The following is a 15,764-nucleotide window of genomic DNA, read 5'->3' as shown; positions in this document are numbered from 1 at the left end:
CGGGTGCCGTCGTTCCCGACGTACCGACCAGTCGGTAATGTGCCGGGCATGACCATTCCACTGCCTGAGCGCGCCGGGCGGCGCTGCCACAACGTCCTCAATCCGCTGCACTCGACGCACTACTTCTCCCCCGACCTGGGGCGGGAGCTGGCCGCGGTCGGGATCGAGGACAGCAGGGGCGCGTACTTCGCGGTGCGCGCCGCGGCCATGGGCGCGGTCGGCCCCGGCACGGTGACGGCGACGTTCTACAACTTCCGCCACGAGCTGGTGGCGAAGCACGTGCCCGAGGTGTGGCAGAAGGCCTCTCCGGAGACGGTGCTCGCGGCACGCGCGCGTGCCGTCGACGCGACGCTGCGGCGACTGCTCGGCGAGGAGGTCATCGCCTCCAAGGAGGTCGCCGAGGCGGCGGAGCTCGCGCTGCGCGCTGCCGAGGCCTGTACCAGGACCGCGCGCCCGCTGTACGCCGCCCACGCGGACCTTCCCGTGCCGGACGCCCCGCACCTCGCGCTCTGGCACGCGGCCACCCTGCTGCGCGAACACCGCGGCGACGGTCACCTCGCGGCGCTGCTCGACGCGGAACTCGACCCGGTGGAGGCCCTGGTGAGCCACACGGCGACCGGCAAGGGCATGGCCCCGAGGTGGGCGCTGGGCACCCGCGGCTGGTCCCGGGAGGACTGGGATGCGGCCGTCGGGCGGCTGCGGGAGCGCGGACTGCTCGACGGGGAGGGCGAGTTGACCGCGACGGGTGTGGCCCTGCGCGGCGAGATCGAGGCACGGACGGACCGGCTGGACCGCGCCCCGTACGAGCATCTGGGGGCGGTGGGCGTGGAACGGCTCACGGAGCTGGCGAAGGGCGTCCTCATGACGGCGCTCGCGGCCGGCGCGTTTCCGGAGGGCATGACCGGCAAGGGCTGACACCGCCGATCGGTGCCCTGATCCCCCATTGTCGGTGCCACCTGCCACAATTGCCGCGCAACCTCAGTGGAGAAGGCGGTACGGGATCGTGACGACACCCCTCGTAGGGTCCATCGAAGGCAGGATCGCCGAGGAGCTCGGCGTACGGGAGCGGCAGGTCAAGGCCGCCGTCGAGCTGCTCGACGGCGGTTCGACAGTGCCCTTCATCGCCCGCTACCGCAAGGAAGCGACCGAGATGCTCGACGATGCGCAGCTGCGCACCCTCGAGGAGCGGCTGCGCTATCTGCGGGAACTGGAGGAGCGGCGCGCCGCGATCCTCGACTCGGTGCGCGAGCAGGGCAAGCTGACCGCCGAGGTCGAGGCGCAGATCAGGGGCGCCGAGACGAAGGCGCGTCTTGAGGACATCTATCTGCCGTTCAAGCCGAAGCGGCGCACGAAGGCGCAGATCGCGCGCGAGGCGGGCCTGGAGCCGCTCGCCGAGGGCCTGCTCGGCGACCCGACGGTCGACCCGCTCGCCGCGGCGGCGGCCTTCGTCGACGCCGACAAGGGCGTCGCCGATCCACAGGCCGCGCTCGACGGCGCCCGGTCCATCCTCACCGAGCGGTTCTCTGAGGACGCCGACCTGATCGGTGAGCTGCGCGAGCGCATGTGGGCGCGCGGGCGTCTCGCCGCGAAGGTGCGGGCCGGCAAGGAGGAGGCGGGCGCCAAGTTCGCCGACTACTTCGACTTCGCCGAGCCCTTCAAGGAGCTGCCCTCGCACCGCGTCCTCGCCATGCTGCGCGGCGAGAAGGAGGAGGTCCTCGACCTCGTCCTGGAGCCCGAGGAGCCGTCCGAGCAGCCCGGTCCCTCGGCGTACGAGGGGATCGTCGCCCACCGCTTCCAGATCGCCGACCGCGGCCGTCCCGCCGACAAGTGGCTCACCGACACCGTCCGTTGGGCCTGGCGGACCCGGATCCTCGTGCACCTCGGCATCGACCTGCGGCTGCGGCTGCGCACGGCCGCCGAGGACGAGGCGGTGAACGTCTTCGCGGCGAACCTGCGGGACCTGCTGCTCGCCGCCCCGGCGGGCACGCGCGCGACGCTGGGCCTCGACCCCGGGTTCCGTACGGGCGTGAAGGTCGCCGTGGTCGACGCGACCGGCAAGGTCGTCGCGACGGACGTCATCTACCCGCACGTCCCGGCCAACAAGTGGGACGAGGCCATCGCCAAGCTCGCCCGGCTCGCCAAGGAGCACGCGGTCGAGCTGATCGCGATCGGCAACGGCACGGCGTCCCGCGAGACCGACAAGCTGGCCGGTGAACTCATCACCAAGCACCCGGAGTTGGAGCTCACCAAGGTGATGGTGTCCGAGGCGGGGGCGTCCGTGTACTCGGCGTCCGCGTTCGCCTCGCAGGAGCTGCCCGACATGGACGTGTCGCTGCGCGGCGCGGTGTCCATCGCGCGCCGCCTCCAGGACCCCCTCGCGGAGCTGGTGAAGATCGACCCCAAGTCCATCGGCGTCGGGCAGTACCAGCACGACCTGTCCGAGGTGAAGCTGTCCCGGTCGCTGGACGCGGTGGTCGAGGACTGTGTGAACGGCGTGGGCGTGGACGTGAACACGGCGTCGGCGCCGCTGCTCTCGCGCGTCTCCGGCATCACCTCCGGACTCGCCGAGAACATCGTGGCGCACCGGGATGTGAACGGGCCGTTCCGCTCGCGCACCGCCCTCAAGAATGTGGCCCGGCTCGGCCCCAAGGCGTACGAGCAGTGTGCGGGCTTCCTGCGGATCCGGGGCGGTGACGATCCGCTGGACTCGTCCAGCGTGCACCCCGAGGCGTACCCCGTGGTGCGGCGCATGGTGAAGACGGCGGGCAGCGAGGTCGCTTCGCTGATCGGCAACACCGGTGTGCTGCGGTCGCTGCGGCCGACCGACTTCGTGGACGAGACGTTCGGTCTGCCGACCGTCACGGACATCCTGAAGGAGCTGGAGAAGCCCGGGCGTGACCCGCGGCCCGCCTTCAAGACGGCGACCTTCAAGGACGGTGTCGAGAAGATCTCCGACCTGGCCTCCGGGATGGTGCTGGAGGGGGTCGTCACGAATGTCGCCGCGTTCGGGGCCTTTGTGGATGTGGGTGTCCACCAGGACGGGCTGGTGCATGTGTCGGCGATGTCGAAGACGTTCGTGAAGGATCCTCGGGATGTGGTGAAGCCCGGGGACATCGTCAAGGTGAAGGTGCTGGACGTCGACATTCCGCGGAAGCGGATTTCGTTGACGCTGCGGCTGGATGACGAGGCGGCGGCTTCGGCTCAGGAGTCCGGCGAGAAGCGCCCGCAGCGTGGGGGGCGGCCGCCGCAGCAGCAGCGGGGGCAGCAGCGCCAGGGGCGCGGTGGTAGTGGCGGCGGTGGCGGTGGCGGTGGTTCGCGTCAGGCCGCGCCGCCTGCGAACAGTGCGATGGCGGATGCCTTGCGGCGGGCCGGGTTGGTCGACCCCAAGCGGGGTCGGGGCTGAGGTTCTCGCGTCCGGTGCCGGGGCCCTGGTGACAAGGGCCCCGGCACCGGGGCTGACCTCGGAGGTGGGTCGCGCAGCCCGGCGCCTACGGGGTGCCGCTGTGCCCAACCGTGCCGCCCCTGGCGGCACGCGTGCCCACCGTGACGGCCACTGCCACGGCACCCGGCACCCGGCACCCGGCACCCGGCACCCACCGAACCCCGCTGCCACGGCGGGGGGCCACCGCCCCTGGCGGCGCACGTGCCCGCGGCTGTGGTGGCTATGACGGCAGTTCTGTCACCTTGCCGGCTGCTACCTCCAGGCGGCGGGTGGTGTGGACCGCGTTCAGCATGCGGCGGTCGTGGGTGACGAGGAGGAGGGTGCCTTCGTAGGAGTCGAGGGCTGACTCGAGTTGCTCGATGGCGGGGAGGTCGAGGTGGTTGGTCGGCTCGTCGAGGACCAGGAGGTTGACGCCTCGCCCCTGCAGGAGGGCCAGCGCCGAGCGGGTGCGTTCGCCCGGGGAGAGGCTCGCCGCCGGGCGCAGGACGTGGTGCGACTTCAGGCCGAACTTGGCCAGCAGCGTGCGGACTTCGGCCGGTTCCGTGTCCGGGACCGCCGCGCAGAACGCGTCCAGCAGGGACTCCGCGCCGAGGAAGAGCTTGCGGGCCTGGTCGACCTCGCCGACGATCACGCCGGAGCCGAGGGTGGCGTGCCCGGCGTCCAGGGGGACCCGGCCGAGCAGCGCGCCCAGGAGGGTCGACTTGCCCGCACCGTTCGCGCCCGTCACCGCGACCCGGTCCGCCCAGTCGATCTGTAGCGTCGCCGGACCGAAGGTGTACGCGCCGCGGCGCACCTCCGCGTCGCGCAGCGTGGCGACGACCGCACCGGACCGTGGCGCCGCCGCGATCTCCATGCGCAGCTCCCACTCCTTGCGCGGCTCCTCGACGACGTCGAGGCGCTCGATCATGCGCTGGGTCTGCCGGGCCTTCGAGGCCTGCTTCTCGCTGGCCTCGCTGCGGAACTTGCGGCCGATCTTGTCATTGTCGTTGCCCGCCTTGCGTCGGGCGTTCTTGACGCCCTTGTCCATCCAGGAGCGCTGCATCTGGGCCCGGCCTTCGAGGGCGGACCGCTTGTCGGCGTACTCCTCGTAGCCCTCGCGGGCGTGCCGGCGCGCCACGTCCCGCTCCTCCAGATAGGCCTCGTATCCGCCGCCGTACAGCGTGATCTGCTGCTGCGCGAGGTCGAGTTCGAGCACCTTGGTGACCGTGCGGGTCAGGAACTCGCGGTCGTGGCTGACGACGACGGTCCCGGCGCGCAGGCCGCTCACGAAGCGTTCGAGGCGTTCCAGACCGTCCAGGTCCAGGTCGTTCGTCGGCTCGTCGAGCAGGAACACGTCGTAGCGGGAGAGGAGGAGGGAGGCGAGTCCGGCGCGAGCCGCCTGGCCGCCGGACAGGGACGTCATCGGCTGGTCCAGGTCGACGGCGAGTCCCAGGGAGTCGGTGACCTCCTCGGCCCGCTCGTCGAGGTCCGCCCCGCCGAGGTCGAGCCAGCGCTCCAGGCTGGTCGCGTACGCGTCGTCCGCGCCGGGCGCCCCGTCGACCAGTGCCTGCGTCGCCTCGTCCATCACCCGCTGGGCCTCGGCCACTCCCGTGCGGCGCGCGAGGAACTCCCGTACGGTCTCGCCCTCCCGCCGCTCCGGCTCCTGCGGAAGATGTCCGACGGTCGCGGTCGGCGGGGACAGCCGCAGCTCCCCCTGCTCCGGCGTGAGGAGACCGGCGAGCAGCCGCAGCAGAGTGGACTTGCCCGCGCCGTTGGCACCGACGAGCCCGATCACATCGCCGGGCGCGACGACGAGGTCGAGCCCGGAGAAGAGCGAGCGGTCGCCGTGGCCGGCGGCGAGATTCTTGGCGACGAGAGTGGCAGTCATCAGAAGGCCGATCCTAACGGCCCGGCCGACTGCCCCGCGCCCCGCTTTCCGGCGGCCGTTCTCAGTGGGCCATCGCCTCCACCAGCACACTCCCCGATGTCCGTGCCACGATGAACGACTCCCCCTTCACCGCCTTGGCGTCCAGCGCGACCCGGTGCCGGCCCGCCTCCAGGATCCCGTCGAAGACCTCGTGCGCCTGGGTGCGGGAGAGCCGGTCCAGGCGGTACGCGGTCAGCTGGACCCGGCAGGTGGAGGTCACCTCGATGCCCGCCGCGCCGTCGGCGGCGACCAGCCGGGTGAGCCGGCGCAGCTCCTGCGGGCTGCGGTCCAGGGCGTGCTCGATCTGGGCGACCAGGAGCGGGATGATCGGGGCCAGACCCTCGACGTAGGCGACCTCGACGCCGGCGCGCTGGAAGGACTGCCGTACGGCGGCGCGCTCGTCCTGGCCGACGGTCCGGCCGAAGGCCACCGCGCCGTACGTACGCAGTTCGTCGGCCGGGACGTCGGTGGCGTCGCGGGCGATGTCGGCGCCGATGCCGATGGTGCGCAGGGCGGCGGCGAGCTTGGCGAGCAGCGCGACGCGGGCGCCGATCAGAAGGACGCGGCGGCGGGGGCCCGAGTCGCCGTCGAGGAGGGAGTTCAGCGCGCTGCGGTACTCGGCGCCGTGGAAACGGAACGGCCCTATCCCGTGGTATCCGTTGCGCTCCAGGTCGGCCCGTTCGTCGGTCTGCCAGGCGAAGTCGCGCCACACATAGTCGTCGCCGTCCTTCTCGATCGCCGCGGTGACGGCACCGCATTCGAGGCTCTCGCACTCGGGGCAGCCGTAGATGACGTACCGGCCGCCTTCGAGTGGGGCCTCGGCCTCCAGGAGGAGGCCGCGCACCTGGGCGGTGAAGATCGCGGGCGGCACGTCGGAGGCGAGCGGGGACACCGCGTCGAGGTCGGAGAGCTGGAACAGCAGCGGGCGCCCGTCGACGATGAAGTCGACGAAGTCCCGGTGCACCTGGTAGTCACCGTTGGCGAGGACTCCACCGGCACGCATCGCCGGTGCCAGGCCGAAGGTCGCGTACTCGGCAGACATGCTGTGAGTATCCCCAGACTGAGAGTGATGTGAGCACGGCATGACAGATTCCGCTACCGTCCCCGCATGGAGAGCGCTCGCGACGGTGAAGTGATCGTGGTCGGCAGCGGTGTCATAGGCCTGACGACGGCCGTTGTCCTCGCCGAGAGCGGCAGCCGGGTGCGGGTATGGGCGCGGGAGCCCGCCGAGCGGACCACCTCGGCGGTTGCGGGCGCGCTGTGGTGGCCCTACCGCGTCGAGCCGAAGGCGCTCGCCCGCACGTGGGCCCTCGCCTCACTCTCCGTGTACGAGGAGTTGGCGGCGCGGCCCGAGGAGACGGGCGTACGCATGGTCGAGGGTGTACAGGGCGAGACCCGGCTGGACGAGGAGACCTCGTGGGTCGCCGCCCGGGTGCCGGGACTGCGCGCGGCGACGGCCGAGGAGTACGCGGGGACGGGGCTGTGGGCGCGGCTGCCGCTGGTCGACATGCCGGTCCATCTGGGGTGGCTGCGGGAGCGGTTCCGCAAGGCGGGCGGGACGATCGAGGAGCGCACCGTGACGGACCTCGCGCAGGCCGAGGCGCCGGTCGTCGTCAACTGCACGGGGCTCGGCGCCCGCGAGCTCGTGGCCGATCCGGCCGTACGGCCCGTGCGCGGGCAGCTGGTGATCGTGGAGAACCCCGGCCTCCGCACGTATCTCGTGTCGACCGACGCGGTCGCCGGGACGACCACGTACGTCTTCCCGCACCCGGACCGGCTGGTCCTGGGCGGCACGACGGACGAGGACGACTGGTCGCTGACGCCCGACCCCGCGGTGGCGGCGGAGATCGTCGAGCGGTGTGCGGCACTGCGTCCCGAGATCGCCGGGGCGCGTGTGCTCGACCATCGGGTGGGACTGCGGCCGGTGCGTGACACGGTCCGGCTGGAGCGCGAAGTGCTGCCGGACGGGCGGGTGTCGGTGCACAACTACGGCCATGGCGGTGGGGGTGTCACGGTGGCGTGGGGCTGCGCAAGGGAGGCGGCCGGGCTCACGCACCCGACCGCCTCCGCCTGAGAACCTGAGGGCCTGAAGACCTGAGGGCCTGAAGACCTGAGGACCGTGCTCAGCAGGCCGTCGCCGGTTCCCCGGCCGCGAGGTGGTACGGCGCGCGCTCGTCCAGGAGCAGCGGGACCAGGGCGCGCAGTGACTGGCGCAGGGGTACGAGGACGCCGTCGCCGCCCGGTCGTACCCGCACGCCGTGCAGGGAGAGTTCGTCGCGCACGTCGGCGTACTGGTCCGCGGTGAGCCGGTAGCCGCAGGGCGGGTCCTGGATCACCTCGGCGGGTTCGGCCGGGTCGTTGTCGGCGCCTGCGAGGTAGACCGGGCCGGTGTCGCGGTAGCCGGCGAGCCGGGCCGCGCCGGTGGCCGCCGCGACCCGTCCGCCGTGCTCGTCGGCGAAGCCGAACAGGCCACCGAGCGCGGACAGTTGGGAGTGCACGCGACGCCGGTTGTTCAAGGACGCGTCCGCCTTCTCGGCGTCCGTGAGGGGATCGACGCGGCTCTCGATGAGCAGCCCGACGGAGTGTTTGACGCCCGACATGTTCCGCAGGATGCGTTCCTGTCCGTCGCCCGCGGTCTGTTTGACGGGATCGCCGGTCACGGGGTCGGTCCAGATGCCGTACGTGCCCGTCGAGTACCCGGCTTCGCCGGCGGCGGGGCGTACGTAGTCCTGCGACAGGCTCTCGGCCTCGTCGTGCACGGCCGTGTCCGTGTTGAGGTTGCGCGGCCAGAGGTCGAAGAGGTCCTTGTCGTAGTACTTGGGCGTGGCCCCGTACTCGTGCAGGTCGTAGACGACGTCGGGTGTGCGGTCGCGCAGCACCGTGGCCATCGCCCGGGCCTCGGCCGTTCTGAGGGCGAGGTGGTCGCGGTTGATGTCGACGCCGTCGCTGTTCTCGCGGGTGTCGGCGGCCCGGCCGTCGGGGTTGGCGGTGGGGACGACGAGGACGGTGGTGGACGTCAGCAACCGCCGGGTCCGCTTGTCCTTCGTGTACGCCAGGTCGCGGATCGTCGTGAGGCAGGCCTCGCGGCCGGACGGTTCGTCGCCGTGCTGGCTGCACACCAGGAGCACGGTGGTGGTGGCCGTGCGGTGGGCGCCGATCCGGACCAGTTGGAGCGGGCGGCCCTGTTCCGTGGTGCCGATGCGGGACACGGACACCCTGTCGCTCGCCTTGTCGACGGCGGCCAGGAAGCCCTGTTCCTCGGGCTGGGTGGTCCAGCGTGCTCCGTCGGTCCGCTCGAACCCGGTACGCGGCGGGGTGTCCGTCGCGTACGCCGGTGCCGTCAGCAGGGGCCCGGCCAGGGCCGTGGCGGTGACCGCCACGGCCAAGGCGCGGATGCGTAAGAAGGTCAACGGGTCTCCCCCGGGATCCGGTGGGCGGTACGCGGCGCCTGTACGCCGTCGAGGACGCCCGCGTTCGGCGCCGCGGCGGCACCCGCCGTCGCCCTCGCGAAGGCCTCGGCGCCTCCGACCAGCGGGACACGCGCCGACGTGCGGGACAGGTCGAGCTTGAGCGTCGGAGTGCTGGACGGCGGGTCGATGAGGTCCTTGTCGGTGCCCGCGACGATCAACGCGAGCCGGTGGCCGGCCGGGACGACATGGTCGCTCGCGGCCAGGTCGAGCGTGATCGTGTACGCCTTGCCCGGGGTGAGCGGGACGCCCTTGTCCGAGGCGTAGTTGCCGAGGTCGGCCCAGCCGCGGCTGAAGACGGTGTAGTCGGCGGCGGTCTTCTTCGCCTGCGTGACCTTGTAGCAGGAGCTGTCGCCCGTCGTGCTCGGGCCCCAGCAGGTGCGGTCGGTGCCCGTGGTGATGCCCTCGCCGCCGGCGGCGTAGTCGCGGATGGTGTCCGGGCCGAGGTCGACAAGTACCGCGGACAGGTGGGCCGTTGAGGTCGTCGGGGTGGCGGTCACCGTCACCTTGGAGGAGCCGGACAGGCGCAGGTCCTTGGTCAGTGGCTTGGTGACGAAACCGGCCTTCTCGGAGGTGGACTGGTCGATGTGCGCGGCCCAGTCGGTCTCGCTCAGCTGCGGATTGTCGGTGAACGTCTCGGTTCCGGAGGCGGTACGGAGGCCGAGGGTGCCGACGCCGGCCTGGAGGCCCGTGGCCGGGCGGAGGGTCGTCGTCGCGGTGGAGCGGGGCGGCCAGACGCTGGAGGTGACCCACTGGTCGGGGTGGCGCTCGATGTCGGCCATGGGCTCGTCGTCGATGCCGTTGTCGTAGCCGAGGAGTTCGTGGTCGAACCAGCGGTGCAGGGTGTCGACCCAGGCGGAGCGGCGGAAGTCGAAGGGGTCGACATGACCCGTCTGGGAGAGCCAGATCTTGCGCTCGACGCCGTGCTTGGCCAGGGCGTCCCACCACTGACCGTAGTTCTTGGTGCGGACGTTGAGGTCCTGCATCCCGTGGACCAGGAACACGCTCGCCCTGACTTTGCTCGCGTCCTTCACGTAGTCGCGCTCGGTCCACAGCGACGTCCAGTCGCCGGTGCGCGGCGCCTCGTCGACGAGCTTCTGCTGGACGGCGGCGCACTTGGCGCGGGCGTCGGGGCTGTCGACGTAGTCGGAGAGCCAGTCGGGACCGGAGTCGTAGAGGGGGGCGCCCTTGGCGAAGTAGTAGTCGTACCACGAGGAGATGGCGCTGATCGGCACGATGGTCTTCAGGCCCTTGACGCCGGTGGCCGCGACGCCGTTGGCGATGGTGCCGTCCCAGCTCTTGCCGATCATGCCGGTCCTGCCATTGGTCCAGCTCGCCTTGGCGGAGGTGGTGCCGGTGCGGCTGGTGTAGCCCTTGGCCCGGCCGTTCAGCCAGTCGATCACGGCCTTCGCGGACTGGATGTCGGAGCGGCCGCCGACATCCACACAGCCGTCGGAGCGATTGGTTCCGGCCAGGTCGACGCCGACGAAGGCGTAGCCACGCGGCACGAAGTAGTTGTCGTAGAACAGCGGCATCTGGACGACGTTGCCGTTCGCGTCGTACGTCTTCTTCTGGCTCTCGTTGCCGCGCCCGCAGCAGGAGTAGTACGGGCTGGCGTCCATGATCACGGGTATCTTGCGGCCCTGCTGGGCGGGTTCGCGGGGCCGGACGATGTCGACGGCGACGCGGTCGGTCTTTCCGTCGCTGTCGCCGTCGAGACCGGTGTCCACCCAGACGGACTCCCGTATCGCGTTGTCGTACGAGTAGACCGGGGTGCTCTCCCGCGGGGCGCCGTGTGCGGCGACGGGGGTGAGGAAGGCGGCCATCAGGGCGGCTGTGGCCGCCGTCGCGAGCGATCTCCAGGTCATGAAGCGCATGCGGCGCGCTGGTATCGGCATGCGCGGAACGTACCCCGGTCAACTCCCGTACAAAAGAGGGTCTGTGAAAGGCCCGTGGGGTTCGATCGGTCACAAACGGGGGGTGGGGCCCGATCACTCGCGGAAAGGCGCATGGGGCTGGATCACTCATGTCGGCCGAATGGCGATCGTGTGACAGGAGTGGCCGTGGACATGACCGGGGCGACAGGGACTGAATAGGCTCCGGAAGGACTTCATGCCTCTACGACTTGGAGCTTGACGTGCACCGCAGACTCATCGCCCCGGGCGCGCTCGTGGCCTCCCTGCTGCTGGCGATCCCGGCATCGGCGGCCAGTTACTCTCCCGGGGCGCCGGGCATCGGCGACCCCTACTACCCGGCCTACGGCAACGGCGGATACGACGTCTCGCACTACGACCTGCGGCTCACGTACCAGCCGGCGACCGATGAGCTGGAGGGCACGGCGACCCTCCTGGCCACCACCACACAGGATCTGTCGCGGTTCGATCTGGACTTCCTGCTCGATGTGAGCGAGGTGCGGGTCAACGGCGCGAAGGCGTCGTTCGCGACCTCGGGCCAGCACGAGCTGGAGATCACCCCGGCGAAGCCGCTCGCCAAGGGCACGCCGATCACGGTCGTCGTGCGCTACAGCGGGGTGCCGTCCACGAAGAGCGCGTACGGCTTCTCGACCTGGCACCGCACTCCGGACGGGGCGGTCGCCGCCGACGAGCCCGAGGCGGCCTGGTGGTGGTACCCGAGCAACGACCACCCCCTCGACAAGGCCACGTACGACGTGTCGGTGGCCGTCCCCGACGGCACCCAGGCGATCTCCAACGGCACGCTCCAGTCGACGAGTTCGAAGCTGGGCTGGACCCGCTACAACTGGCGGTCCAACAAGCCGCAGGCCACCTATCTCACGACGCTGGCGATCGGAAAGTTCGACATCACGACCGGCACGTCGCAGTCGGGCGTCCCGATCATCAACGCGTACAGCAAGGACCTCGGAGACAACGACGGGGCCGCGCGGGCGAGCGTCGAGCGGACCGGGGAGATCGTCGACTGGCTGAGCGGCTACCTCGGGCCGTACCCCTTCAACTCGGCCGGCGGCTATGTCCCGAACACCACCACCGGGTACGCGCTGGAGACCCAGACCCGGGTGTACTACAGCCCGCGGCAGTTCGCGAACGGCTCCAACACCTCGGTTGTCGTCCACGAGTTGGCGCACCAGTGGTACGGCGACGACGTGTCGCTGAAGGGCTGGAAGGACATCTGGATCAACGAGGGCTTCGCACGCTACGCGCAGTGGCTCTGGTCGGAGCACGAGGGTGAGGGGACCACGCAGGAGCTCGCCGACTACGTGTACGCCTCGCATCCGGCGGACGACTCCTTCTGGACGGTCAAGCCCGGCGACCCCGGTCCGGACAACCAGTTCGACATCGCGGTCTACGACCGGGGTGCGCTGGCGGTCCAGGCGTTGCGCAACGAGGTCGGGGACGACGCCTTCTTCGCCATCCTGAAGGGCTGGCCGAAGGACCACGCCTACGGCAACGCGTCGGTCGGCGACTTCCAGAAGTACGCCGAGCAGGTGTCCGGGAAGTCGCTCGCCTCGCTCTTCGACACCTGGCTGTTCCAGCCGTCCAAGCCGGGGGCGCCGGCGGCGCAGGGCGCGTCGATCGCCCGGGCCAAGGGGGTCCCCGCACAGCCGAAGTCCTGGAAGAAGATCGCCGCTACTGATTCCGTTCACTCCGGCTGAGCCGAACGCCTGAGGTCGCCCGCCCTTCGTTCAAGGGCGGGCGACCTCGGGCTCCAATTCCGCCACCCGGGCGAGGAGTTCCTCGCGGCCGATGGCCTCGGCGCGCGTCGACGGCACGGTGCAGGCGTGCGCGCCTGCGACCGCGCCGTACCGGGCGCAGCGCCGCGCCGGCTCGCCGCCCAGCCAGCCGAAGAGGAAGCCGGACGCGAAGGCGTCACCGGCGCCGTTCGAGTCCACCACCGGTGTGCGGGGCGCGACCGCCGGGACATGCGTGAGTTCGTCGTCGGCCAGCAGATACGCTCCCTCGGCGCCGGCCGTGGCGACGACCACCTCGGCGCGGCCCCGCTCGACGATCCCCCGCATCGTCCGCTCCGGGTCGGTCAGCGCGGTGGTGGACAGGAACACGACGTCGGCGGCGTAGGCGAAGGGCTCGTGGTAGGGATTGACGCCGTCCCAGTCGTGCAGGTCGGTCGAGAGGGTCGGGCCGGCCTCCCGCAGCGCGGGCAGTGCGAAGGCGCACGGGTGGGTGATGGAGACATGGGCGTGGCGGCTCGCCCCGGCGAGCGCGCGGACCGTCTCCTCGGGCAGCCGGTCCGACTCGCCCGAGCGGCTCTCGTCGTACAGGGACAACCGCCTCCCGTCGGGCCCGACGAGATTGACGGCCCGCTTGGTGCCGCCGGGCTGGAGGACGTCGGTGAGCGGGATGCCCCGGTCGCGGTGCAGTGCGCGGACCAGGTCGCCCTCGTGGTCGTCACCGATCAGGTCGAAGTGGTGCGTACGCAGGCCGAGGGAGTGCACGCCCAGCGCGACGAAGTCCCCGGTCTGGCCCGCGCGGGTCTCGATCCCGGGCCTGATCATGTAACTGTCGGCCAACGGGAGTGGCAGTTCGGGCACATACACGATCGTGTCCACGCCCGCGCCTCCGAGGACGAGGACGTCGATGTCTCGGCTCATGGCTCTTCCTCTCGACTCCGGGCGGCGGGTTCTCCCGGCCCCGGACAGCAGGTCCTCTCGGCTCCGGACAGCGAGTCCTCCCAGCTCCGATCGGCAGGTCCTCTCGGCTCCGGGCAGCGAGTCCCTCCGGCTCCGTACAACAAGCCCTCCCGGCTCCGGGCAGCGAGCGCCCTCGACTCCGGGCGGCGAGTCCTCTCCAGTGCGGGCAGCGAGTCAAACAGGGTCCACCCGGCACGGCAAGTGCTTGCGCATCTTTCCGCAACTTCTTTCAGCCGCCCGCCCGTTGGGGTCGGGACGCGGTGTGCGGTTCGGGTACTGGGAGCCTGGGTCAGTCCCCGTGGTCGTACACCGTGACCGATATCCCGCGCTCCACCAACCGCTCCGCGAGGAGCGGCTCCACGCGTGACCACGTGCCGCCCGCGAGCCCGCAGCCTATGCGGGGCATGTGGACGGAGGCTCCGAGCTCGGCGGCCCTGTCGGCCAGCGGCCCGAGCGACGCGTCGATGGCCTCGTAGCGCACCGGTATCCCCTTGCTGCCCCTGCGGATGCCGCGCTGCCCTATCAGGTTCGCCACCCACACATACCGGTCGACCTGGACGAACTGGGCCGCGCCCAGTCCGAAGTCGTTGTGCGCGCGGTTCCGGTGCCAGGCGCGGTAGGCCGCCTCCGGCTCGGGCCAGCGGCGCGAGATGGCTAGGACGAAGCCCTTTCCCCATCCCCCGATGTCGTTGCAGACATGGGCGATCACCTTGACGCCCTTGCCCGACGGAACGGTGGCGTCGCCCCGGACATATGTGATCTCCGACATGACGCCACCGTAGGCGCTGCCACTGACAGTGGCCCCTGAGCCGCTACTTCGTGAGGGCGGTCAGCTCCTGGTCCGCCGCCCGGGAGACCCTGCGGCGGATCGCGAACCAGCCGCCGACCAGCAGCGCCCCTATCACCGGGATGAGAAGCAGTGTCTTGCGGCCGACCTCGGGGTCGTTCCACATCAGGCCGAGCACGGCCAGCAGGAAGGCGATCGTGACGATCTCGGTGACCGGGCTGCCGGGAAGGCGGAACGACGGACGCGTCACCAGCCCCTCCTTGGCGCGGCGGACGAACACCAGGTGGCAGATCATGATGATCACCCAGGTGCTGATGATGCCCAGGGAGGCCACGTTCAGGACGATCTCGAACGCCTGGCTCGGCATGAGGTAGTTGAGGACGACGCCGAGCACGCACACCGCGCAGGTGAGGAGGATGCCGCCGTAGGGCACCTGGCTGCGGTTCATCCTCGCGGTGAACTTGGGCGCCGAGCCCGCCATGGCCATGGAGCGCAGGATGCGGCCGGTGGAGTACAGGCCTGAGTTCAGCGACGACATGGCGGCCGTCAGGACGACCAGGTTCATCACGTCACCGGCCGCCGGGACGCCGATCTTCGACAGCACCGTGACGAAGGGGCTCTGGTCGGCCGAGTAGAGCGAGCCGGGCAGCAGCAGGGCCAGCAGGACGACCGAGCCGACGTAGAACAGGCCCACGCGCCACATGATCGAGTTCACCGCGCGCGGGACGACCTTCTCCGGCTCCGCGGTCTCCCCCGCGGCGACGCCGACCAGCTCCAGGGCCGCGTACGCGAAGATCACGCCCTGCATGACCAGGACGACGGGCATCATCCCGTGCGGGAGGATCCCGCCGTGGTCCGTGATGGCACTCAGGCCCGGCGTGCTGCCGCCGACCTCATGCTGGGTGGCCAGCAGGAAGATGCCGATCAGCATGAAGCCGACGAGGGTGGCGACCTTGATGATCGCGAACCAGAACTCCATCTCGCCGAAGATCTTCACCGAGATCAGGTTCACGGCCAGCACCACCGCAAGGGCGATCAGTGCCAGCGTCCACTGCGGGATGTCGGTGAACAGGCTCCAGTAGTGCGTGTAGAGCGCGATCGCGGTGATGTCCGCGATGCCGGTCGTCGACCAGTTGAGGAAGTACATCCACCCGGCGACGTACGCGCCCTTCTCGCCGAGGAACTCGCGCGCGTACGACACGAAGGACCCGGAGGAGGGCCGGTAGAGGACCAGCTCGCCGAGGGCCCGTACGACGAAGAAGGCGAAGACGCCGCAGACCAGGTAGGCGATCGCGAGCGCGGGGCCCGCGTTGTGGAGGCGGCCGCCGGCGCCCAGGAAGAGGCCGGTGCCGATGGCGCCGCCGATCGCGATCATGTTGACGTGGCGGGCCTTGAGGTCCTTGCTGTACCCGGCGTCGCCCGCGTCCACGGGTGACTGGGGCGCGTCGGCGCGGGATGGGGCCTTGGCCGTGTCTACGGCGTCCTTGCTCACGGGTGGATCCACTCTCTGGTGCCCCCGCGCACGACGTACACGGGTGTCC

The 15,764-nt window shown here is 70.9% G+C and carries 11 protein-coding genes; 4 read left to right on the top strand and 7 right to left on the bottom strand.

Going from position 1 to position 15,764, the window contains the following annotated elements:
* Window positions 1-48: 48 nt before the first annotated feature.
* Entirely contained in the window at window positions 49-915 is an 867-nt protein-coding gene (locus tag ACFVXA_RS23690) for a hypothetical protein (protein WP_362020192.1), read from the top strand.
* An 88-nt stretch (window positions 916-1,003) separates the two neighbouring features.
* The gene (locus ACFVXA_RS23685; RefSeq protein WP_383746752.1) at window positions 1,004-3,403 is read left to right on the top strand and encodes a Tex family protein; all 2,400 of its coding nucleotides are present in this window, start codon (window positions 1,004-1,006) and stop codon (window positions 3,401-3,403) included.
* A gap of 259 nt (window positions 3,404-3,662) precedes the next feature.
* On the opposite strand, the gene ACFVXA_RS23680 is transcribed toward ACFVXA_RS23685, so the two are convergent.
* On the bottom strand, window positions 3,663-5,309 hold the full coding sequence (locus tag ACFVXA_RS23680) for an ABC-F family ATP-binding cassette domain-containing protein (protein WP_383738446.1): 1,647 nt from the start codon (window positions 5,307-5,309) through the stop codon (window positions 3,663-3,665).
* Window positions 5,310-5,370: 61 nt separating this feature from the next.
* Entirely contained in the window at window positions 5,371-6,390 is a 1,020-nt protein-coding gene (locus ACFVXA_RS23675; RefSeq protein WP_362020183.1) for an oxidoreductase, read from the bottom strand.
* A 66-nt stretch (window positions 6,391-6,456) separates the two neighbouring features.
* Here ACFVXA_RS23675 and ACFVXA_RS23670 point away from each other — a divergent pair, with 66 nt between their 5' ends.
* On the top strand, window positions 6,457-7,422 hold the full coding sequence (locus ACFVXA_RS23670; RefSeq protein WP_362020180.1) for an FAD-dependent oxidoreductase: 966 nt from the start codon (window positions 6,457-6,459) through the stop codon (window positions 7,420-7,422).
* 49 nt (window positions 7,423-7,471) lie between these two features.
* Here ACFVXA_RS23670 and ACFVXA_RS23665 read toward each other — a convergent pair whose 3' ends face one another.
* Both ACFVXA_RS23665 and ACFVXA_RS23660 read right to left on the bottom strand, forming a co-directional pair.
* Entirely contained in the window at window positions 7,472-8,758 is a 1,287-nt protein-coding gene (locus tag ACFVXA_RS23665; protein WP_390026404.1) for a M14 family metallocarboxypeptidase, read from the bottom strand.
* The gene (locus tag ACFVXA_RS23660) at window positions 8,755-10,713 is read right to left on the bottom strand and encodes a Xaa-Pro dipeptidyl-peptidase (RefSeq protein ID WP_390026401.1); all 1,959 of its coding nucleotides are present in this window, start codon (window positions 10,711-10,713) and stop codon (window positions 8,755-8,757) included. Before ACFVXA_RS23660 ends, ACFVXA_RS23665 begins: the two co-directional genes overlap by 4 nt.
* A gap of 239 nt (window positions 10,714-10,952) precedes the next feature.
* Here ACFVXA_RS23660 and ACFVXA_RS23655 point away from each other — a divergent pair, with 239 nt between their 5' ends.
* Complete coding sequence (locus tag ACFVXA_RS23655; protein WP_362020175.1) at window positions 10,953-12,443, top strand: M1 family metallopeptidase; 1,491 nt, start codon at window positions 10,953-10,955, stop codon at window positions 12,441-12,443.
* A gap of 30 nt (window positions 12,444-12,473) precedes the next feature.
* Here ACFVXA_RS23655 and ACFVXA_RS23650 read toward each other — a convergent pair whose 3' ends face one another.
* The 3 genes from ACFVXA_RS23650 to ACFVXA_RS23640 form a co-directional block, all read right to left on the bottom strand.
* Window positions 12,474-13,397, bottom strand: a complete 924-nt coding sequence (locus tag ACFVXA_RS23650) for an adenosine kinase (RefSeq protein WP_390026399.1) — start codon at window positions 13,395-13,397, stop codon at window positions 12,474-12,476.
* A 328-nt stretch (window positions 13,398-13,725) separates the two neighbouring features.
* Window positions 13,726-14,205: a macro domain-containing protein gene (locus tag ACFVXA_RS23645; RefSeq protein ID WP_362020169.1), complete on the bottom strand. Its 480-nt coding sequence runs from the start codon at window positions 14,203-14,205 to the stop codon at window positions 13,726-13,728.
* Between the two features lie 43 nt (window positions 14,206-14,248).
* Window positions 14,249-15,715: an amino acid permease gene (locus tag ACFVXA_RS23640; RefSeq protein ID WP_362020166.1), complete on the bottom strand. Its 1,467-nt coding sequence runs from the start codon at window positions 15,713-15,715 to the stop codon at window positions 14,249-14,251.
* Window positions 15,716-15,764 lie beyond the last annotated feature (49 nt).

The organism is Streptomyces sp. NPDC058246, assembly GCF_042881985.1.
Lineage (GTDB): Bacteria > Actinomycetota > Actinomycetes > Streptomycetales > Streptomycetaceae > Streptomyces.
The sequence above is the reverse complement of the archived record's forward strand: the minus strand, read 5'-3'. Positions and strand labels throughout refer to the sequence as shown.

Bases quoted from the DNA above. Each gene is read 5' to 3' on its own strand.
- ACFVXA_RS23645 (WP_362020169.1), bottom strand. From the start codon at position 14,205: ATGTCGGAGATCACATATGTCCGGGGCGACGCCACCGTTCCGTCGGGC.
- ACFVXA_RS23680 (WP_383738446.1), bottom strand. From the start codon at position 5,309: ATGACTGCCACTCTCGTCGCCAAGAATCTCGCCGCCGGCCACGGCGAC.
- ACFVXA_RS23660 (WP_390026401.1), bottom strand. From the start codon at position 10,713: ATGCCGATACCAGCGCGCCGCATGCGCTTCATGACCTGGAGATCGCTC.
- ACFVXA_RS23670 (WP_362020180.1), top strand. From the start codon at position 6,457: ATGGAGAGCGCTCGCGACGGTGAAGTGATCGTGGTCGGCAGCGGTGTC.
- ACFVXA_RS23675 (WP_362020183.1), bottom strand. From the start codon at position 6,390: ATGTCTGCCGAGTACGCGACCTTCGGCCTGGCACCGGCGATGCGTGCC.
- ACFVXA_RS23650 (WP_390026399.1), bottom strand. From the start codon at position 13,397: ATGAGCCGAGACATCGACGTCCTCGTCCTCGGAGGCGCGGGCGTGGAC.
- ACFVXA_RS23690 (WP_362020192.1), top strand. From the start codon at position 49: ATGACCATTCCACTGCCTGAGCGCGCCGGGCGGCGCTGCCACAACGTC.